Genomic DNA, 19,531 nt, shown 5'->3' on the forward strand with positions numbered 1-19,531 from the left:
ATGCCCCGTTTCCGGGGCATTTTTTTAAAACCTTTCGCCCTCCAGCGAGGCATCACACAGCGCGTACACCTCGCCCCAGCCTGCGCCGGTGGCCAGTAGCTGGCGGATGTGCAGGGCAACATCGGCGCGGCGGACGCGGCCATGCGCTTCGGTTTCGATAAGGTGCGCTTTGCCGGTGGCTTCGCCGTTCATCAGGCCGCCCGGACGCAGAATACACCACGCCAGCGTGCTGGTTTGCAGCCAGCTTTCCGCCAGTGATTTCTCACGGACCGCCTGCCCGAACGCCTGTTTCGCACGGCCGGATAAGGTCGGCCAGCTGTTGCCGCAGCCAATCGACGTCACCAGCAACATCTGGCGGATCCCGGTTTTTTCAGCGGTATCCACAATCAGCCGGTTAGCGGTGTAATCGGAGAGTTTTCCGCCCAGCGTGGACACGATCTGCGCCTCCGCCCCGGCCATCTGGCAGGCCTGCAAGACATCTTCCGGGTTCAGCGCGTCGCCGGTAATCACGGTGACGCCTGCCGCGCGCAACGTTTCTGCCTGTTCAGGGTTACGGATAAGCGCCACAACCGGGCGCTCCTGTGCGGAAAGGGCGACCAGTTCAGCCCCGACGCCGCTGCCAGCGCCAAAAATCAGCAAAGTATTCAAGGGTGTTTCTCTCTCTCGGCCAGAAGGGCAGGAAGGGCGCGAAATGCATTCAGCTGATCACTCAGAAGCTGGCGATGGCTGTCACGCCCGACGAAAACCTTGAGCATCGCATAACCGGAAGCGTTTAAAAACCAGACACTTGCTGTGCTCATTCCCATAAATGGCCGTTCTACCAGCGCGATCTGCTGGCAGTTCGTCGCGCGGATATGCCCGCTCATTCCCTGTTTACCTCGCAGGTTGAAATACCCGTGGCGATGCGTGCCGGTGGGCAACGCGCCATGGAATTCGAGGATCAGATCTTCATTATTCACCAGCGTCGTGACGTCGCCCCATTCCGTGATGTTGTCCCACACCGCGTCGAACTGGCTGCCGGAAAACAGGTGGCTTTCGGGCAAATGCCGGATCACCGTCAGCGGCGTCACGCCATATTCGCGGGCAATATCTTCAACAGTGCCGTCAGGCTGAGTGGAGAGAAAGTCGGTCAGTTTTTGCAGGTTATCCGTGTGCATGGCTGTCATTCCTTAAGGTCAGTTGAGGAACCAGAATTTGCAGGGCCTGCAACATATTGCTGGCCCAGAAACGTCCGGCGGGAGTGAGGTTAAAACGCGGGCCGTCGCTGTGCATCAGGCCGCACTGTTGCCACTGTTGCAGCAACGGTTCTATCGGGTACGGATCTTCGACGATGCGGCTCAGATCATAACGTCCGGCTTCGATGCCTCCCTGTAAATCCAGCCGCCAGCGGTGTTCACCCGTGGTCGCGGCGGTCATCATCATGATCGGTTTTTGTCCGGCGTCGAGCAGCTGATAATAAGCGTCCAGGCTGCGCATCGTCATGTATGACTGGCCGCCAAGGTTGCCGCCCGCGCCGCTGCCGAAGGCCAGACAGTCCGCGCCTTTTTTGATCAGCAGGTTATAAAGGTTACGTTCGCGGGTGGTGCGCGCCCAGTGGCTGTTGCTGATCTGGTGCCAGCCGTCACGCGCCAGAAACGCTTCGCCTTCCAGATAGAAATCGCGGCGCATGCTGACATCGGGCAGGGTCACCCGGTTGTTCTCAACGGCTTTGCCCAAGGGCGTGGTTGGCAACAGATTCAGCGCGTAGAGATCGACACCGTCCAGCGGCAGGTCGCGGACAATCTGTAAATCTTCCAGCCACGACGCGCGGGTCTGTTCCGGCAGGCCAAACATCAGGTCACAAACCACCGCCGCGCGGTCACGTTCACCCAGCTTGCGCAGAAAATTAATGGCTTCGTCGCGGCTGGCGCGGCGGCCCATACGCTGACGGATACGCGTGTCGAACGTCTGAATGCCGACAGAAAAACGGTTAGCGCCCGCGTCCAGACAGGCATCAATGCGTTCGTCATCAAAATTCAGGATGCGGCCTTCCACCGTGATTTCGCAATCCGGTGCCAGCGGCAAACTGCGGCGCAGGGTCACAATAATCCGGTGTAACTGTCGGGCGCTGAGCGCGGTCGGTGTACCGCCACCAAAATAGACGGCGTGGATTGGCGCAGACTGATGCAGCGGTGAGCTGGCTTCCTGCTCGATTTCGCGGATCAGGTAATCGCAGTATTGTTCGGTGGCCTCCGCTTCCAGCTTGTTCTGGTAGAACCCGCAAAATTTGCAGTGCGTCGCGCAAAAAGGGATATGCAAATAGACCAGACGTTTATTCGCAGGCAGCGTTTTCTGACAAAGCGCCTGCCATTGTGCGGGAACCTCCTGCGGAGGAACGGGTTGCTGCGGCCGCCAGGGCATAACCGCCCAGCGATCCGGGAACGGCAGGCCCTGATCGGCTGCATAAAAGCGCGTGAGGTCTAAGCTCATAAGGGTCTTCTTCTCCTGAAGAAACAGTCATTATCGCCCATTAAACGATAATGATTATCATTCGATCAAACCCAACCCGCGCCTTTGATGATCTGTATCAAGTTAAAATTTGTGAGGATTTTGCTAAGAAAATCGGGTGGCCACCTGAGATTGTCCCTGTCCTGCGGGTGACGCCAACGTTACCAGGCGAGTCTGAGCCGTGTATTTTTCAGATAATTTAATAATGACCAGTTATGGAAATAGCTATTTTCACACTGTATCTATCATCCGGATGATCAGAGTTTTCAAAACGTATTAAAAAATAATCTTAAATTAAATTGGCAGCGGTTTTTATTTCGCGTGATGAAATGTATGATGAGTGATTAATGTTATGGGATTATTTTTCATGGCAAATGAAATAATCCTAAAAATAGATGGCTCATTCCTTTTATTTGAATTTATCGTGTTGTTTTTAATGAATTTTATTATTTAAAATAAATAAAGTCCGTATCCGTATACTTTGCCAGTCAAGATTGAACCTTTGTATTTTATTGTGAATAATTGATTTTGAAGTCGTGGTGGGGAATAAATCGTTAGCGCGTTTTTCATGTCGCTAAGGTTTCTACTCAATTATTCAAATTAAAGGATTACAAATGAATCATCATAAAAAGGGTTTGTCTGTTTCAAAGTTAGCCGCCGCATGCTCATTGGCATTAATGGCTCAGGCATCCGCTTCGGATATTTCTAACACAAGCTATGAAACATTCTATTTTAATACGACCGATAACACGCCGTATTATCAGGGCTACGTTGGGTTCAATAACGGGCAAGACCTCACGACGCAGGGGAATATCTCGCCGGGGATTAACAATGCTGTCGTTCGTGGTGTGATCTCGACTTATTATCTGAACGCCAATGCCAGCGAAAACGTACTGAACATCACCAACAGCACCGTTCGCGGCATGATCACTTCTCAGTGCATGACCACAAACTGCGCCGCAGATACCCTGACAAACGCGGGTGTACTGTCATTAACCGTTGATAATTCGACGATTGATGACACCTACGAGCATTACAATTATGTCAACAATGCCAACGAGGCAGGCAGCATTGATACCTACGATCTGGGCACGGCCATCACGCTGGATCAGCAAAGTAATATCGTTTTGCGTAATAACTCCCGTGTGGCGGGTATTACATTAACGCAGGGTTATGACTGGGCAGCGGATTCAGCAAATAACGGCACATCGTTTAATAATAACGTGACAATCAGTGATTCCGCGCTGACGTCAGGTGCCTGGTCTGAGCTGGATAACTCAGGTTTCTACGGTCAGTCCGGCAAACCTTCTGATTACCATAATGGTTCAGCGGGTTGGGATGATGTGGCGCTGGATGTCAGCGATTCTGCTGATGCCGTTCATTCGATGAAAACCAATGTGGTCTTAGACCATTCCACCCTGACCGGCGATGTCGCATTTGCCAGTACCTTCAATGCGAATTTCTATCCGGCAGGGCATGACTCAAATGCGGATGGCACGCTGGATACCAATGGCGGCTACGCGCAGGATTCCCTGAATCAGGATGAATTAAACCTGACGCTGCAAAACGGCAGCAAATGGGTCGGCGCGGCCATGTCTTCGGTTGAATCGACGGCCACTTTATATGATGTGGCACCGAACAGTATTCTTCCTGAATCTGTTTACGACACCAGCGGTCACGTGGCCGGCAATCAGGTTTTCCAGAGCGGCCTGTTTAATGTCGCACTCGATACCGGTTCCCAGTGGGATACGCGCGGTAATTCCAATATCGACACGCTGACCGTGAATAACGGTTCGCTGGTGAATATTACCAACGCTTCTTCCCTGCTGGCGGATTCTGTTTCGCTCAACAATCTGTCCGGGCTGAACATCGCCAATGACGGTTTTGTGGCGACCGATACGCTGTCCCTCGATAACCAGAGTCAGGTTTCGCTGTTAAATGAAGGCGCAGAACTTTACGCAAACCAGATCACCGTTGACCGTCAGTCTCAGCTGAATTTAGGTCTGGGTCAGGTGGAAAGCCGCAATATGACGCTGGCTAACGGCGGCACATTCAACGTGGGAAGCCGTGCTTATATCCTGAATTCGGATCTGAATTCGACCACAAGCCAGGTTCGTCAGGAGCAGGGTATCGTTGCCCTGAATTCTGATGGTCATCTGTCAGTGAATGGCGATGTGAACGGTAACTTCCGCGTTAATATCAACGACGCCACCGGCAAAGGCAGCGTTGCTGATTATAAAAACAAAGAAGTGATTCGTGTGTACGACAACAACACGGCCACTGCGGCAACGTTCACCGCCAACAATAAGGCCGATCTGGGTGCCTACCGTTATGAAGCGAAACAGGTTGGCGACACCGTTGTTCTCAAACAACGTGGCCTTACCGATGCCGCCAATATCGCCCTGAGCATTCCGTCTGCGAACACCAACATCTGGAATCTTGAGCAGGATACACTGGCAAACCGTCTGAGCGCAGGCCGTCATTCCGGTGATGCAGGCGGCGTGTGGGCGTCCTACACGGGCGGTAATTTCAGCGCCGATGGCAGCACAGTTTCCTACGATCAGGACGTCAACGGCATCATGATCGGTGTGGATAAAATGATTGAGGGCGATGCTAAGTGGATGCTGGGTATGGCCGCAGGCTTCGCGAAGGGGGATGTTTCTCATAAGAGCGGCAGCCTGGATCAGGATACTCAATCTGCACGTGTGTACGCCTCTGCCCAATTCGACAACCATGTCTTCTTAGACAGTTCACTGAGCTACAGCCGCTTTAGCAACGACCTGACCAGCGGCATGAGCGACGGGCAGCATGTTACGGCTGACAACTCTACAGACGGCTGGGGCTTTGGTCTGAAACTGGGTTACGACTGGGCGTTCAACGAAAGCGGTTATGTCACGCCGTATGCCGCCATCAGCGGTCTGTTCCAGAACAACGACAGCTATAAAGTGAGCAACGGATTGAACGTGGGTAGCCAGTCTTACAACAGCCTGCGCTACGAAGCCGGTGTTGATGCGGGTTACACCTTCAATTACGGCAGCGAACAGTCCCTGACGCCGTTCGTGAAACTGGCATACGTTTACGATGATGCGGGCGATAACGATGCCCGTATTAACGGTGACCGTATCGACAACAGCATGAACGGTTCTGCGGTTCGCGCAGGGGTGGGCGGTCAGTTCAACTTCAGCAAAAACTTCGCAACCTATGCCGATACGGCTCTGCTTAAAGGCGGGGATGTTGACCAGGACTGGTCTGCAAACGTCGGTGTGAAATACCGCTGGTAATATCGGTTAAACGTCAGAAGCGTTTAACCTGATTGCCTGAAATACGACTCCGGGCATACTTCACAAGGCTGTGAGTATGCCTGTTCGCCAATAATCTTACTCAATTTCGTCGGTTTTAAACTATGTCAGAAAAACCACTGGAAATACTTCAGCAGCTTCATGATTGTTTAATGGCAGAAGGCGTCTCTTTTACTTTTAATAAAGGAGAAAAAATTCAGATTGAGCAGGAAGAAAAGGAGAATATTGTCTATTTCCTTGAGTCGGGCTGTGTGTTTATTTATAACGAAAAGAAAGAATGGCTTCTGGATGTTGTCGATTCCGCTATGTTACTGGGCGCATCGGGCATCGTTTTCAAAGAATACGAAGGTTCCTGCGCCGTTGCCGTCAACGCCTGTCAGGGTTTCTGGCTTCCCGCCAGCCGGGCAAAGGCGCTGCTGAATCAGGGCAATCTCTGGTATGAACTGAGCATCTGGCTGAGTTATCTGACCTTCTATCTGAAACAACGTGAATGTGACCTGTTAGGTTCTAACAACTATTGTATTGTCCGTTCGATGTTAATCCGTATGCAACGGATCCGGCCTGAAGTTCGCCAAAAATTAGGCGTTCTGGAGTTTATCCAGCAGCGCTCAAAAATATCGCGCACCGTGATTGCAGAAATACTCTGTGAATTACGCAAGGGTAATTATATCGAGATGGATAAAGGGAAATTAATACAGATAAACCGTCTCCCGGCGAATTACTAATTTCTGACTGAATGTTATTTGCGTCAACACCGGTGAATTAAAATCAATCGCAGAACGGGTACCCAAACCCGATAATAAAAAAACTTTTTGCCCCGGAATTTTTGCGCATTCCGGGGCATTTTTTTACGGGTCTATCGCTTCGCTTTATCACGGCGCGGTCTCACCGCGATATCCGTAATTTGTGTATCGTCGCTGGCATTGACCACCAGACGCACCGCCGCAGCCACCGATTCCGGCGTACTGTATTCGCGTGGATCAATGGCGTCAAAGTTGCCGTGACTTTCACGGGTTTTGCGGTTCATCGGCGTATCCGTTGGCCCCGGCGCGACGGTGGAAACACGTACGCCATGCTCCGTTTCTTCCTGCCGTAAGGCATGGGCGAGGGCGCTCAGCGCGAACTTGGAGGCGCAGTAGACCGTATTTCCTCCTTCTGCCTTTGTTCCCGATCCCGAGCCGATAAATACCACCTGACCTTCCTGTTTTCTCAGCGCCGGTAATGTCAGACGGGTGAACTCCGCCGGTGCGAAAACGTTGATGGAAAACTGCTTTTGCCACTCCTCCGGCGTCGCCTGTTCAAGGCGCAGTGGTTTGGAAATCGCCGCCGAATGCACCAGCACATCAATCACCGATAACTCACGAACAAACTGCTCAACGGCACTGAAATCCAGCAGATCGATTTCAACCGCTTCCACGTTTTCGACCAGCCGCAGCGCAACCAGGCTGTCTTTATTACGCCCGAGCGCATAAACCTGATGATCGCGTGCCAGATTATGAACAATGGCCAGCCCGATACCGCTGGTTCCGCCGGTAACAACGGCGACAGGGAGTGAACTCATGATGTTTTCCTTGTGGTTTTTATTCAGGCTAACACCTGGCAGAGATGCGATCGACGCACTTAATTGGCTTAGCTTTTATGGCAGATGGGAAAGCGAATGATTCTCGATTGTAATGATAACTATTATCAATTATCATCCAATTGTGAATTTCTGGTCTGGTTATGTAACTTCCTATGTCCGCAAACGTTGCCGTTTCCCCGGTTCGTGCTTTTGAAGCACTTTACAGCTCGCATCACCGCTGGCTGAAAAACTGGCTCCAGTTCAAACTGGGGTCCGCCAGTGACGCAGACGATCTGGCGCAGGACACCTTTATGCGCGTTCTCACCGGCAATACCGCACAGGAAATTCGCGAGCCCAAATCCTTTTTATGTACCGTTGCCCGCCGCGTGATGGTGGATTTTTTCCGCCGCAACGCGCTGGAACGTGCGTATCTCGACATGCTGGCGCTGATGCCGGAAGAACAGATGCCCTCTCCTGAACAGCGGCAATGTCTGCTCGAAACCCTGCAACAAATCGATACGATGCTCGACGGGCTGGGTGAGAAAGTGCGTCAGGCATTTTTACTCTCACAGCTTGAAGGGCTGACGTATCCGGTGATCGCCGGACGTCTGAACGTGTCGGTCAGCTCGGTCAAAAAATACATGGCGAAAGCCACCGAGCATTGCCTGCTGTTCAGCCTGGAACACGGCTGACTCCGATGAATACGTCCCTGACCGACAACCAGCGCCTGTCGCTGAAAATGGCCGCGCAGTGGTTCGCCACATTGTGCTCGGGGGACGTCACGCCGCAGCAAAACCAGAAGTGGCAGCAGTGGCTGGCGCAGGATGAAGATCATCGCTGGGCGTGGCAGCGCGTGGAATCGTTGCAGGGGCAACTGCACAATATGCCGGGTAAATTCAGTTATCAGACGCTTAACCATGCGCGCCAGCAGTCGGACGTCACCCGCCGTCGTGTGCTGAAAAGCCTGCTGGTGTTGCTCGGTCTGGGCGGTACCTGGAAAGCCTGGCAGTCGCCCGCCGGGCAGGGTTTGCTAGCCGATGCGCGCACGTCTACCGGCGAAATCAAAACCCTGCGACTGCCGGATAACTCACAGCTTTCGCTCAACACCGCCAGCGCCGCCGATATCCGTTTTACCGACACACAGCGTCTTATCCGCCTGCATCAGGGCGAAATCAGCATTACCACCGCGCGTGATAATCAGCCGCTTCCGCGACCATTTCTGGTCGAAACGCAACAAGGCATGTTACGCGCGCTGGGCACGGAATTTATCGTGCGCCAGCAGGATGACGCCACAACGCTGACGGTGCTGAAACACGCCGTGGAAATCACGTTGCGCGACCGGCCTGAGGGCATTTTGCAAATCAGTGAAGGCCACGCGGTGCGCTTTACCGGCAGTGCTTTCGGCGATGTCACCGCGCTAACCGGCGGTGCAGGGAGCTGGACCCACGGCGTGCTGAGCGTCAGCGACTGGCGTCTGGCGGATGTGATTGCCGAGCTGGCCCGTTACCGCCACGGTCATCTGAGCTGCGACCCGTCAGTGGCTGATTTACGCATCAGCGGCACGTTTCCGCTGAAAGATACCGACAGCGTGCTGGAAATTCTTTCACGAACACTTCCCGTGAAAATTCAGACGGCTACGCGTTACTGGGTGAAAGTGGTGCCTGCGTAATGTCCCGGTAAAATTCTTTCCGCAAATAAAAATGATAAATAATCGCATTCGCGATTGTCCCTTTTCCATTCTCATCCGACTCCTGAGTAGCACCTAAAAAACTGCCTGAAAAATCACACAGCAAAAAACATAAAATCGGAGAAGGTATGTCCATTTCACGCTCACGCGTTATTCGTTCTTTTCGCAAAACAACACCACTGGCGATTGCCATTCACTGCGCCATTATTCCTGCCGCACTGCTCACTTCGCTGCCGGTAGCCGCCGCGGTGCAGCCTGCGTCTTATCAGATTGCGGTCGGGGATCTGGATACCGCGCTGAATCAGTTCGCGGCCAAAGCCGGGATTACGCTTTCTGTGGATGCCTCGCTGACGCGTGGAAAACACAGCAGCGGCTTGCAGGGGAGTTACACTGTCACCGATGGTCTGACGGCGTTGCTGGCAAACAGCGGGCTGGAAGCCAGACCGCTGGGCAATAATGCGTTCACGCTGGCGGTTATGCCTGCACCGGTGCAGGCACCGGAATCCCTGACGGTGGTCGGAGACTGGCTGGCGGACGCGCGTGAAAACGACGTTTTTGAGCACGGCGGGGCGCGTGATGTGATCCGCCGTGAAGATTTTGTGAAGACCGGCGCGACAACCGTTCGTGAAGTGATGAACCGCATTCCGGGCGTCAATGCGCCGGAAAACAACGGCACCGGCAGCCATGATATGGCGATGAACTTCGGCATCCGTGGCCTGAACCCACGTCTCGCCAGCCGTTCAACCGTGCTGATGGACGGCATTCCGGTGCCGTTTGCGCCTTACGGCCAGCCGCAACTTTCCCTCGCGCCGGTTTCACTTGGCAACATGGATGCGGTGGACGTGGTGCGTGGCGGCGGTGCGGTGCGTTACGGACCGCAAAGCGTCGGCGGCGTGGTGAACTTTGTCACCCGCGCCATCCCGAAAGATTTCGGTATCGAAGCCGGCATGGAAGGGCTGCTCAGCCCGACGTCCAGCCAGGATGATCCGAAAGGCACCGGCAATCTGATGGTCGGCGGCACGGCGGATAACGGTCTTGGCGGTGCGCTGCTTTACTCCGGCACGCGCGGCAGCGACTGGCGCGAACACAGCGCCACCAAAATTGACGATGTGATGCTCAAAACCCGTTACGCGCCGAACGACGTCCACACGTTCAACAGCCTGCTGCAATATTATGAAGGCCGCGCGGAAATGCCGGGCGGCTTATCCCGCGCCGCGTACAACGCCGACCGTTTTCAGTCCACGCGCCCTTATGATGAATTCTGGGGCCGCCGCCAGCTGGCGAGTTTTGGCTATCAGTATCAGCCCGACCAGCAGCATAAATTCAACGTGCAGACGTTTTACACCTACACGCTGCGCAGCGGTTATCTCGATCAGGGTAAAAACCTGACGCTTTCCCCGCGCCAGTATTGGGTGCGCGGCGTTGAACCGCGCTACAGCCAAAGCTTCAACCTCGGCCAGACCGCGCATGAAGTGGGCGTCGGTTACCGTTATGTCAGCGAATCCACTCACGAATTGCGCTATTACAGCCCGGCCAAATCCGGCGTTCTGCCGACCGGCGACAGCCCGTATGACCGCGATACGCAATCCGGCACGCAGGCGAATGCGTTTTATGTTGATGACCGCATTGACGTCGGCGACTGGACCATCACGCCGGGCATGCGCTACGAGCACATTCAGTCGTATCAGAACAACTACATCAAAGGCACTAAGCAGGAAATCAGCTACAACGCGCCGCTGCCTGCGCTGAACGTCGTTTATCACATGAACGAGGCGTGGAATATTTATGCCAATACCGAAGGTTCTTTCGGCACGGTGCAGTACAGCCAGATTGGTAAAGCGGTGGACAGCGGCAGCATCGAACCGGAAAAAGCCCGCACCTGGGAGCTGGGAACGCGCTTTGATAACAGCGTTGTGAAAGCGGAAGTCGGGCTGTTTCTGATCAACTTCAACAATCAGTACGACTCCAACCAGACCACGGACAGCGTCACCGCGCGCGGAAAAACCCGTCATACCGGTCTGGAAAGCCAGATTCGTTACGACCTCGCTGACTTGTCGCCAAAACTCGAAAACTTTTCCGCTTACGCCAGTTATGCGTATGTGAACGCCGTCATTCGTGAATCCGGCGATACGCAGGGCAATCAGGTGCCGTTTTCACCGAAAAATAAAGGCACGCTGGGGCTGGATTACACGCCGGGCAACTGGTTCTTCAACGTGAACAGCGAATACCAGTCCGGACAGTTTGCGGATAACGCCAACACCGTCGAAGAAAGTGCTGACGGCAGCACCGGCCGCATTCCCGGCTTTATGCTGTGGGGCGCCCGCGCCGGTTATCAGTTTGGCGCGGAGATGGCGAACCTGAATCTGGCCTTCGGCGTGAAGAATATCTTCGACCACGAATACTTCACACGTGCGTATGACGATAACAACAAAGGGATTTATGCCGGACAGCCACGCACGTTGTATATGCAGGGCTCCCTGAAATTCTGATGGTTTAAAAACGCCGGGCTTAGCGTGACGACGCCCGGTTTTTCCCTTTTCACCCGCACAGAGGTTTTATGTCTTTCTTCTCCCGCTTTGCGCTTTTTATCGGTTTATGTTTTTCGCTGGGCACCGCGCAGGCCGTGACGGTGACTGATCAGCAGGGCACTTTTACGCTCGATACGGCGCCTGAACGCGTCGTTGTTCTGGAGCTGTCTTTTGTGGATGCGCTGGCCGTGGTGGATGTCAGCCCTGTGGGCGTGGCTGATGATAACGATGCGGAACGTATTTTGCCGGAGGTGCGTCAGCGTATCAGTGCGTGGAAATCCGTCGGCACGCGCTCGCAGCCGAGCCTCGAGGCGATTGCCGCGCTGAAACCGGATCTGATTATTGCCGACAGCAGCCGTCATGGCGGCATTTACGCCGCGCTGAAAGGGATCGCGCCGACGCTGATGCTGAAATCCCGCAACGAAACCTACAGTGAGAATCTGGAATCGGCGGCGATCATCGGCAAAGTGTTGGGGAAAGACGCGCTGATGCAGCAGCGTCTGGCAGAACATCATCAGCGGATGCAGGCGTTTGCCAGCCAGTTGCCGAAAGGCACGCAGGTGGTGTTCGGCACCTCGCGCGAACAGCAATTTAACCTGCATACGCGCGATTCCTACACCGGCAGCGTGCTGACCTCGCTCGGGCTGATTGTGCCGGAACCGGTGAATCAGCAGGCGCTGGCCAACATCAGTTTCGAGCAGTTGCTGGCGATCAACCCGGACTGGCTGATTGTCGCGCACTACCGTCAGGAAAGTATTGTGCGTGCGTGGCAGAAGGATCCGCTCTGGCAAATGATGAAAGCCGCGCAAAAAAATCAGATTGCGGCAGTCGATGCTAACGTCTGGGCGAGAATGCGCGGGGTGTTTGCCGCTGAGCATATCAGCCATGACGTGGTGCAGATTCTGCATCATCAGGCGCCTGCCACCGCACCATGAAAGTGGTGAAAGCGATCGCGACGGGGTGGCGCTGGACGCTGCCTCTGCTCATATTGAGCGTCACCTTCTGGCTAACGCTTTTTTGCCGTTCTGCGGTGCCGATTGGTGCGCTGGAATCTCTGCGTGCGCTGCTTCCCGGCCCGCCCGCATCACTGGCGCAGGCGCTGGTGCTCAACCTGCGGTTACCGCGCAGCCTGGTGGCGATGTTGCTCGGTGCCAGCCTGGCGCTGGCGGGCAGCCTGCTGCAAACCTTGACCCGCAATCCGCTGGCGTCTCCCTCGCTGTTTGGCATTAACGCCGGTGCATCGCTGGCGATGGTGGTGGTCAGCGCACTCAGCCCGCAGCTGTTTTCCGGGTTCAGCATTGCGCTGGTGGCAGCCGCTGGCGGCGGTATCAGCTGGAGCATGGTGATGCTGACTGGCGGCGGATGGCAACAGGCGGGTGACCGCAGCCGGTTGATCCTCGCCGGAGTGGCCGTGTCGGCGCTGTGCGCTGCGCTGGCAAAAGCGACGCTGATCCTCTCAGAAGATCACGCATACGGCATTCTCAACTGGCTGGCCGGAGGCGTCGCGCACGCCCGCTGGCCGGAGTTCTGGCACCTGTTCCCTTTCACCCTCATTATCGCGCCCTGGGTTTTGCTGCTTGCCAGCCGCCTGAACCTGTTACAGGTGAGTGATGAAAGCGCGCAGACCCTCGGCGTAAACCTGCCGCGCCTGCGGCTGATTATCAATCTTATGGTGTTATTGCTGGTTGGTGCCTGCGTCAGCGTCGCCGGGCCTCTGGCGTTTATCGGGCTGCTGGTCCCGCACATTTCCCGCTACTGGATGGGTTATGATTTACGCCGCATGTTGCCGGTGAGCATGATTTTTGGCGCAACGCTGATGCTGCTGGCGGATCTGCTGGCGCGTTTTCTGGCGTGGCCGGGTGAATTACCGGCAGGCGTGGTGCTGGCGCTGATTGGCGCGCCGTTCTTTGTCTGGCTGGTGAGGACGCGCACATGACCCGGCAGTTCACGGTATTCACCGTTCTGACCAGCCTGTTGCTGCTGACCTTCGTGATTTCGCTGCGTTACGGCACGCACACGCTGACGTTTGAACAAATGCGTCTGGCGTTCGCACCTTCCGATGAAAACCATTTTCCGATGATCGAATATCGCCTGCCGCGCGCGCTGCTGGCGGTGCTGGTCGGCGCGGCGCTGGCGCTTTCCGGCGTACTGGTGCAGGGCATTATCCGCAATCCGCTGGCGTCGCCGGACATACTGGGCGTAAACCATGCCGCCGGGCTGATGTCGGTCGGCGCACTGATGCTGTTCCCCGCGCTTTCCGTGCTGTGGCTGCCGCCGCTGGCTTTTCTGGGTGGGATCGCCGCGTTTGTATTGCTGCGCCTGATGTCCGGCCGTTCCGCGCCTTTGAAGCTGGCGCTGACCGGCGTCGCGCTGACCGCTTTTTACGCCAGCCTGACGGATTACCTGATGCTCTCGCGCCCGATGGAAATCAACAGCGCATTGCTGTGGCTGACCGGAAGTCTGTGGGGGCGCGGCTGGAATTTCGTCGAAATCGTCGCGCCGTGGTTGCTGATATTGCTGCCGCTCAGCCTGTGGTTCTGCCGCGATCTGGACGTTCTGGCGCTCGGCGATGAAAGTGCCTCGACGCTGGGGATCCGCGTTTCCCGCGTACAGCGTCTGGTGTTATTGCTGGCCGTCGCGCTGGCTGCCATCAGCGTTGCCGCCTGCGGGCCGGTCGGGTTTATCGGGCTGGTCGCACCGCATCTGACCCGCAAACTGGTCGGCGGAAGGCACCGCGTTTTGATCCCCGCGTCAGTGCTGGTCGGGGCGCTGATTTTACTGCTGGCCGACGTGCTGGCGCGCACCCTGCATCCGCCGCTGGAGCTGCCTGCGGGCGTTTTAACGGCGGTGATTGGCGCACCGTATTTCTTCTGGCTTCTGATGAGAACCCGCTGACTATGCAACTGAGTGCAGAAAATCTGTACGCCGGATACGGCAATAAATCCATTCTGAACGGACTGTCGGTGACCCTTCCGGCCGGAAAAATCACCGCGCTGATCGGCCCGAATGGCTGCGGAAAATCGACGCTGCTGAAATGTTTTTCCCGCCTGCTGACGCCGGAGTCCGGCACGTTGCGGCTGGAAGGAGACGATATTTTCCGGCTGCATGGCCGCGCGCTTGCCCGCAAACTGGCGCTGTTGCCGCAGCAGCACGTCGCGCCGGAAGGGATCCGCGTGCGGGAACTGGTCGGCTATGGCCGGAGCCCGTGGCTGAATTTATGGGGCAGGCTGGGGGAGCAGGATCACGCGAGGGTCGCGCGCGCGATGCAGGAAACGAATATTGGTGATCTGGCCGAAAAATTAGTCAGCGAGCTTTCCGGCGGACAACGTCAGCGCGTGTTTCTGGCGATGGTGCTGGCGCAGGATACGCCGCTGGTTCTGCTCGACGAGCCGACAACGTATCTCGATATCAGCCATCAGGTTGAGCTGATGAATTTACTGCGCCGCCAGAATCAGCAGGGCAAAACCGTGGTCGCTGTGCTGCATGACCTCAATCAGGCCAGCCGTTATTGCGATTATCTGGTGATGATGGCGGCCGGAAAAATCGTTGCACAAGGCACGCCGGAAGCCGTAATGACGCCTGCGCTGCTGGCACAGGTCTTTGATATTGATGCGCAAATCTACCCCGAGCCGGTTTCCGGCATGCCGATGTGCATTGTGAAATAGTTTTTCATTTTTCGTTGTCATTGTTTTCTATCGACTTGTCTGTTTTGAACTACACTTTTTGCACCCCTACGCGCCAGAGAGCGCAAGACAACGATAACGAGAAAACCAGATGATTATTTCTGCATCAACGGACTACCGCGCGGCGGCAAAAAGTAAATTGCCGCCATTTCTGTTTCACTACATCGACGGCGGCGCGTACAACGAACACACCCTGCGCCGCAACACTTCTGATCTGGCCGATATCGCCCTGCGCCAGCGCATCCTGAAAAACATGTCCGATCTCAGCCTTGAGACGCAGCTGTTTGGCGAAAAACTGGCGATGCCGGTAGTGCTGGCACCCGTCGGCCTGACCGGTATGTACGCCCGTCGCGGTGAAGTTCAGGCGGCGCGCGCGGCAGCCAAAAAAGGCATTCCGTTCACGCTTTCCACCGTTTCCGTTTGTCCGATTGAAGAAGTCGCACCGGCCATCGACCGTCCGATGTGGTTCCAGCTTTACGTCTTAAAAGACCGCGGATTTATGCGCAATGCGCTGGAGCGCGCGCAGGCGGCAGGCGTGAAAACGCTGGTCTTTACCGTCGATATGCCGGTGCCCGGCGCACGATATCGCGACGCCCATTCCGGCATGAGCGGCCCGAACGCCGCCACGCGCCGCATGTTGCAGGCCGTTTTGCATCCGCAATGGGCGTGGGACGTCGGCGTAAACGGCAAACCGCATGACCTCGGCAACGTTTCTGCCTATCTCGGCAAACCGACCGGGCTGGAAGATTACATCGGCTGGCTGGGCACCAATTTTGACCCGTCGATATCGTGGAAAGATCTGGAGTGGATCCGTGAATTCTGGAAAGGCCCGATGATCATCAAAGGCATTCTTGACCCGGAAGACGCCAAAGACGCCGTGCGGTTTGGCGCAGACGGCATCGTGGTATCGAACCACGGCGGCCGCCAGCTCGACGGCGTGCTTTCCACTGCGCACGCGCTGCCCGCAATCGCCGACGCCGTAAAAGGCAACATCACCATACTTGCCGATTCCGGTATCCGCACTGGTCTGGACGTGGTCCGCATGATCGCGCTCGGCGCCGACAGCGTACTGCTCGGCCGCGCCTTCGTCTACGCACTGGCCGCGGCAGGCGAGGCGGGCGTCATCAACCTGCTGACTCTGATCGAAAAAGAAATGCGCGTCGCCATGACGCTGACCGGCGCGAAATCTATTTCAGAAATCAGCGCCGAATCGCTGGTCTACGGGCGAAGCGTGCGGTGATTTGATGCCGGAAAGGCAGCGATAATGTTTGCGAGGTGTCGCTGTCTTTATTATTTGTCTGCTTTTTGAATATCTCAATTTTCCAGATATCCATGGGAGAAATGCGTATAAGTAACGGCCTGTAAATATGTCAGCATAGATTTGTCCGGGTTAATCCGCAGGGCACTATCACCTCAATTAAAACCATCACCTCAATTAAAAAAGTTAATTTTAGGGAATGTCTATGCTGAAAAATATTGCTTTGCCGGTTTCTAAATCGTTTTCTATTGCCGGTCGTCTTACGGCTGTTGCAGCATTGCTTTCCTCCTTGTCCGCCTGGGCGGCAGAGCCGTTGCGCGTGCAGGCGGATCCGGTCCCTCATGCGGAAATTCTGGCGTACGTGCAGAAAATCGACCCGAGTCTGAATCTCAAAGTGATCGAAATTCCGAGCGGGGTGAATCCGAATGAATTGCTGGCGCACGGTGACGTGGATGCCAACTATTTCCAGCACGTACCGTATTTGCTGTCGCAGGAAAAGGCGCTGAAAGAGAAATTTGAAGTCGCCGCGACGGTGCATATCGAGCCGCTCGGCGTATATTCCAGCCGTCACAAAAGCTATGCGGAAGTACCCCAAAATGGCACCGTCGCCGTACCAAATAACGAGACCAATCTCAGCCGCGCGCTGTATTTACTGCAAAGTCAGGGGCTGATTACGCTGAAACCGGGCTTCACCGATCCGGCGAAAAATCAGGCCACGCCGCGTGATATCGCCACCAACCCGAAAAACTTGAAAATTCTGGAAGTCGAATCCCCGCAAATTCCGCGTTCTTTACCGGATGTCGATCTGGCGGTCATTAACGGCAACTTCGCGCTGGAAGCGGGGCTGAGCCCGGCAAAAGACGCGCTCGGGCTGGAGAAAGCGAAGGGAAATCCTTACGCGAATATTCTGGTGACGACCGAAAAACTTAAAAACGACCCGCGGATTAAGCAACTGGCGAAAGATCTCGAATCGCCGCAGGTCGCAGAGTTTATTAAAGAGAAGTTTAAAGGATCGGTGTTACCGGTGGCGGCTGCGAAAAGTTAGTAAACACAGATCCAGCCTCAGTACAGATCCTGAGGCTGGATTCTGAATCAGTCTGTTTGTTATTCTCTTCTAATAACCTTATTCACCATATTTATTAATATTTCCCTGTTAATTCTGAATATACATCCTGAAACATTTTCGCCCAAAAAAACCGTAAAGAAAAACGCCATGCATGCCGATAGGAGCTGAATGTTTGATCATAATTCAAAGCCATAGTCTTTTCTGACGCCGGATTTTTGAGGCGGGCAGGGAAGCTGTGATGTTCAGGAAACTTGCCCGGATATGGAAATCATAAGTCTTGTTACTCTTTTACGACATTTCGGACGCCGGAATGTCAGCCTTTTAACGGCGCTGGCGTTACTGATTCCTTTTGCGACAAACGCGGCATCACTCAGCCCCGCCGACCGCGACAGTATCGAACAGCAGCAACGGCAACTTCTTCAGCAGAACCAGCAGCAGCGTCAGGAACTGGAGCGCAGCACGCCAGTCACGCCCGCGCCGCCAGTATCACCGCAGCCCGGCGGCCCCTGTTTTGAAATCCATTCCATCACGCTTCCCGGCGCAGACCATCTGCCCGCCCGGGCGCAGCAAAAACTGATTCAACCTTATCTGCAAAAATGCCTCGGTATCGGCCAGATTAATGCGCTGGTGAAACAGGTTTCTGACTGGTACATCGGGCAAGGTTTTATTACCAGCCGTGCGTTTCTTACCGAACAAGATTTGTCGTCAGGCACACTCAGCCTGACGGTGATGGAGGGGAAACTCGAAGCTATCAAAATGGAGAATCAGCACGGTGCGATGCTGGCGATGGCGTTTCCGGGTCTTACCGGAAAAATTCTTAATCTGCGCGATATCGAGCAGGGGATGGAGCAGATAAACCGGCTGCGCAAAACGCCGGTGCAGATTGAAATCCAGCCGGGCAGCCAGCCGGGTTATTCCATCGTCAACCTGACGTCGACGCCGGAGTTTCCGCTTCAGGCCAGCATCGGTTTTGATAACTCAGGGCAAAAAAGTACCGGTACCGGGCAGCTTAACGGCTCGGTGACCGGCAATAATCTGCTCGGTCTGGCTGACCAGTGGTTTGTCAGCACCGCCCGCAGCTCGGACGGGGCGAGTGATCATGACGCCAAGAGCGTGCAGGCCGGTGTGAATCTGCCTTACGGATACTGGTTATTCGATTACAACTACAGCTACAGCGATTATCTCAGCACGATTGAATCACAGGGTTATCTCTGGCGATCTAGCGGCGACAGCCAGTCACACCGGTTTACGCTCTCACGTGTCCTGTTCCGAAATGGCAACATGAAAACCGCCGCAAGCTTAGGACTTACCCACCGCCTGAACCGTAATTACCTCAACGATGCGCCGCTTGAAAGCAGCACGCGCAGCCTGACCAGCTGGACCGCCGGCATCAATCACAGCCAGAAACTCTGGGGCGGATACGCGACGCTTAACCCTGCCTTCAGCCGCGGTGTGCCGTGGTTTGGGGGAGAAAGTGACGAGGCAAAATCGCCTGATGCGCCGCGTGCTGAATTTTCAAAATGGACGCTCTCTTCCAGTTACTACCGCCCGGTGACGCAACGTATCACCTGGCTGACCAGCGCCTACGGGCAGTGGGGCGACGACCGTCTCTATGGCAGCGAACGTCTGACGATTGGCGGCGAAAGCTCGGTTCGCGGTTTCAAAGAACAGTATCTCTCCGGCGATAACGGCGGCTACTGGCGAAATGAACTCGACGCTCAGCTGTTCACGTTACCGGGGCTGGGGCAAATCAGCAGTATCACTGCGCTCGACGGTGGATACCTGCAACACAGCAATCACGATTCGGACGCTGCCGGCACCTTATGGGGCGCAGCGGTCGGACTTGCCAGCACTAATGCACATTTCTCCAGCCAGTTTACCGTTGGCTGGCCGCTGAGCTATCCGGATTCATTGTCGCCGGACCGCGTCACGGTCTACTACCGTATCGGCTTTGCACTGTAA

16 protein-coding genes are annotated in these 19,531 nt (G+C 55.3%); 12 read left to right on the top strand and 4 right to left on the bottom strand.

Features of this window, described 5'->3' with window-relative positions:
- Nucleotides 1–24 precede the first annotated feature (24 nt).
- From KWG64_RS08100 to hutW, 3 genes are read right to left on the bottom strand one after another with little or no spacing between them, the layout of a single operon-like run.
- Nucleotides 25–648: an NAD(P)-binding oxidoreductase gene (locus KWG64_RS08100; protein WP_218521547.1), complete on the bottom strand. Its 624-nt coding sequence runs from the start codon at nucleotides 646–648 to the stop codon at nucleotides 25–27.
- Nucleotides 645–1,166: a heme utilization cystosolic carrier protein HutX gene (gene hutX, locus KWG64_RS08105; protein ID WP_370628614.1), complete on the bottom strand. Its 522-nt coding sequence runs from the start codon at nucleotides 1,164–1,166 to the stop codon at nucleotides 645–647. The genes KWG64_RS08100 and hutX overlap by 4 nt, the downstream gene beginning before the upstream one ends.
- A complete protein-coding gene (gene hutW, locus KWG64_RS08110; RefSeq protein WP_218521549.1) occupies nucleotides 1,144–2,469 on the bottom strand; it encodes a heme anaerobic degradation radical SAM methyltransferase ChuW/HutW in 1,326 nt (441 codons plus the stop codon). The genes hutX and hutW overlap by 23 nt, the downstream gene beginning before the upstream one ends.
- 632 nt (nucleotides 2,470–3,101) lie before the next feature.
- Here hutW and KWG64_RS08115 point away from each other — a divergent pair.
- Entirely contained in the window at nucleotides 3,102–5,768 is a 2,667-nt protein-coding gene (locus tag KWG64_RS08115) for an autotransporter outer membrane beta-barrel domain-containing protein (RefSeq protein WP_218521550.1), read from the top strand.
- Between the two features lie 170 nt (nucleotides 5,769–5,938).
- Nucleotides 5,939–6,511, top strand: coding sequence for a helix-turn-helix domain-containing protein (locus tag KWG64_RS08120; RefSeq protein ID WP_218521551.1), 573 nt, complete (start codon nucleotides 5,939–5,941; stop codon nucleotides 6,509–6,511).
- Nucleotides 6,512–6,642: 131 nt separating this feature from the next.
- Here the strand turns inward: KWG64_RS08120 and KWG64_RS08125 are convergent, their stop codons facing one another.
- Entirely contained in the window at nucleotides 6,643–7,347 is a 705-nt protein-coding gene (locus tag KWG64_RS08125; RefSeq protein WP_218521552.1) for an SDR family oxidoreductase, read from the bottom strand.
- A 173-nt stretch (nucleotides 7,348–7,520) separates the two neighbouring features.
- Here KWG64_RS08125 and fecI point away from each other — a divergent pair, with 173 nt between their 5' ends.
- The 10 genes from fecI (at nucleotide 7,521) to KWG64_RS08175 (ending at nucleotide 19,531) form a co-directional block, all read left to right on the top strand.
- A complete protein-coding gene (gene fecI, locus KWG64_RS08130; protein ID WP_195824178.1) occupies nucleotides 7,521–8,039 on the top strand; it encodes a ferric citrate uptake sigma factor FecI in 519 nt (172 codons plus the stop codon).
- 5 nt (nucleotides 8,040–8,044) lie between these two features.
- Nucleotides 8,045–9,016 (top strand): ferric citrate uptake sigma factor regulator FecR, encoded by a 972-nt coding sequence (gene fecR / locus KWG64_RS08135; RefSeq protein WP_218521553.1) that lies wholly within the window; start codon nucleotides 8,045–8,047, stop codon nucleotides 9,014–9,016.
- A 146-nt stretch (nucleotides 9,017–9,162) separates the two neighbouring features.
- Nucleotides 9,163–11,523: a TonB-dependent Fe(3+) dicitrate receptor FecA gene (fecA, locus tag KWG64_RS08140; protein ID WP_218521554.1), complete on the top strand. Its 2,361-nt coding sequence runs from the start codon at nucleotides 9,163–9,165 to the stop codon at nucleotides 11,521–11,523.
- 68 nt (nucleotides 11,524–11,591) lie between these two features.
- Nucleotides 11,592–12,497, top strand: coding sequence for a Fe(3+) dicitrate ABC transporter substrate-binding protein FecB (locus tag KWG64_RS08145; protein WP_218521555.1), 906 nt, complete (start codon nucleotides 11,592–11,594; stop codon nucleotides 12,495–12,497).
- A complete protein-coding gene (fecC, locus tag KWG64_RS08150) occupies nucleotides 12,494–13,498 on the top strand; it encodes an iron-dicitrate ABC transporter permease FecC (RefSeq protein WP_218521556.1) in 1,005 nt (334 codons plus the stop codon). The genes KWG64_RS08145 and fecC overlap by 4 nt, the downstream gene beginning before the upstream one ends.
- Nucleotides 13,495–14,457, top strand: a complete 963-nt coding sequence (gene fecD, locus KWG64_RS08155) for a Fe(3+) dicitrate ABC transporter permease subunit FecD (protein ID WP_218521557.1) — start codon at nucleotides 13,495–13,497, stop codon at nucleotides 14,455–14,457. Before fecC ends, fecD begins: the two co-directional genes overlap by 4 nt.
- Before the next feature lie 2 nt (nucleotides 14,458–14,459).
- On the top strand, nucleotides 14,460–15,227 hold the full coding sequence (gene fecE, locus KWG64_RS08160; RefSeq protein WP_218521558.1) for a Fe(3+) dicitrate ABC transporter ATP-binding protein FecE: 768 nt from the start codon (nucleotides 14,460–14,462) through the stop codon (nucleotides 15,225–15,227).
- Between the two features lie 109 nt (nucleotides 15,228–15,336).
- Complete coding sequence (lldD, locus tag KWG64_RS08165; RefSeq protein WP_218521559.1) at nucleotides 15,337–16,485, top strand: FMN-dependent L-lactate dehydrogenase LldD; 1,149 nt, start codon at nucleotides 15,337–15,339, stop codon at nucleotides 16,483–16,485.
- 223 nt (nucleotides 16,486–16,708) lie between these two features.
- Nucleotides 16,709–17,548, top strand: coding sequence for a MetQ/NlpA family ABC transporter substrate-binding protein (locus tag KWG64_RS08170; protein WP_218521560.1), 840 nt, complete (start codon nucleotides 16,709–16,711; stop codon nucleotides 17,546–17,548).
- Nucleotides 17,549–17,830: 282 nt separating this feature from the next.
- A complete protein-coding gene (locus KWG64_RS08175; protein ID WP_255562122.1) occupies nucleotides 17,831–19,531 on the top strand; it encodes a ShlB/FhaC/HecB family hemolysin secretion/activation protein in 1,701 nt (566 codons plus the stop codon).

Origin of the sequence: Rahnella sp. PD12R (genome assembly GCF_019200965.1) — a bacterium.
In the GTDB taxonomy this organism is placed as follows: Bacteria; Pseudomonadota; Gammaproteobacteria; order Enterobacterales; family Enterobacteriaceae; genus Rahnella; species Rahnella laticis.

Excerpts from the sequence above, each read along its gene's own strand:
- hutX (WP_370628614.1), bottom strand. The coding sequence starts at position 1,166 with ATGACAGCCATGCACACGGATAACCTGCAAAAACTGACCGACTTTCTC.
- hutW (WP_218521549.1), bottom strand. The coding sequence starts at position 2,469 with ATGAGCTTAGACCTCACGCGCTTTTATGCAGCCGATCAGGGCCTGCCG.
- KWG64_RS08115 (WP_218521550.1), top strand. The coding sequence starts at position 3,102 with ATGAATCATCATAAAAAGGGTTTGTCTGTTTCAAAGTTAGCCGCCGCA.
- KWG64_RS08120 (WP_218521551.1), top strand. The coding sequence starts at position 5,939 with ATGGCAGAAGGCGTCTCTTTTACTTTTAATAAAGGAGAAAAAATTCAG.
- KWG64_RS08125 (WP_218521552.1), bottom strand. The coding sequence starts at position 7,347 with ATGAGTTCACTCCCTGTCGCCGTTGTTACCGGCGGAACCAGCGGTATC.
- fecI (WP_195824178.1), top strand. The coding sequence starts at position 7,521 with ATGTCCGCAAACGTTGCCGTTTCCCCGGTTCGTGCTTTTGAAGCACTT.
- fecR (WP_218521553.1), top strand. The coding sequence starts at position 8,045 with ATGAATACGTCCCTGACCGACAACCAGCGCCTGTCGCTGAAAATGGCC.
- fecA (WP_218521554.1), top strand. The coding sequence starts at position 9,163 with ATGTCCATTTCACGCTCACGCGTTATTCGTTCTTTTCGCAAAACAACA.
- KWG64_RS08145 (WP_218521555.1), top strand. The coding sequence starts at position 11,592 with ATGTCTTTCTTCTCCCGCTTTGCGCTTTTTATCGGTTTATGTTTTTCG.
- fecC (WP_218521556.1), top strand. The coding sequence starts at position 12,494 with ATGAAAGTGGTGAAAGCGATCGCGACGGGGTGGCGCTGGACGCTGCCT.
- fecD (WP_218521557.1), top strand. The coding sequence starts at position 13,495 with ATGACCCGGCAGTTCACGGTATTCACCGTTCTGACCAGCCTGTTGCTG.
- fecE (WP_218521558.1), top strand. The coding sequence starts at position 14,460 with ATGCAACTGAGTGCAGAAAATCTGTACGCCGGATACGGCAATAAATCC.
- lldD (WP_218521559.1), top strand. The coding sequence starts at position 15,337 with ATGATTATTTCTGCATCAACGGACTACCGCGCGGCGGCAAAAAGTAAA.
- KWG64_RS08170 (WP_218521560.1), top strand. The coding sequence starts at position 16,709 with ATGCTGAAAAATATTGCTTTGCCGGTTTCTAAATCGTTTTCTATTGCC.
- KWG64_RS08175 (WP_255562122.1), top strand. The coding sequence starts at position 17,831 with ATGGAAATCATAAGTCTTGTTACTCTTTTACGACATTTCGGACGCCGG.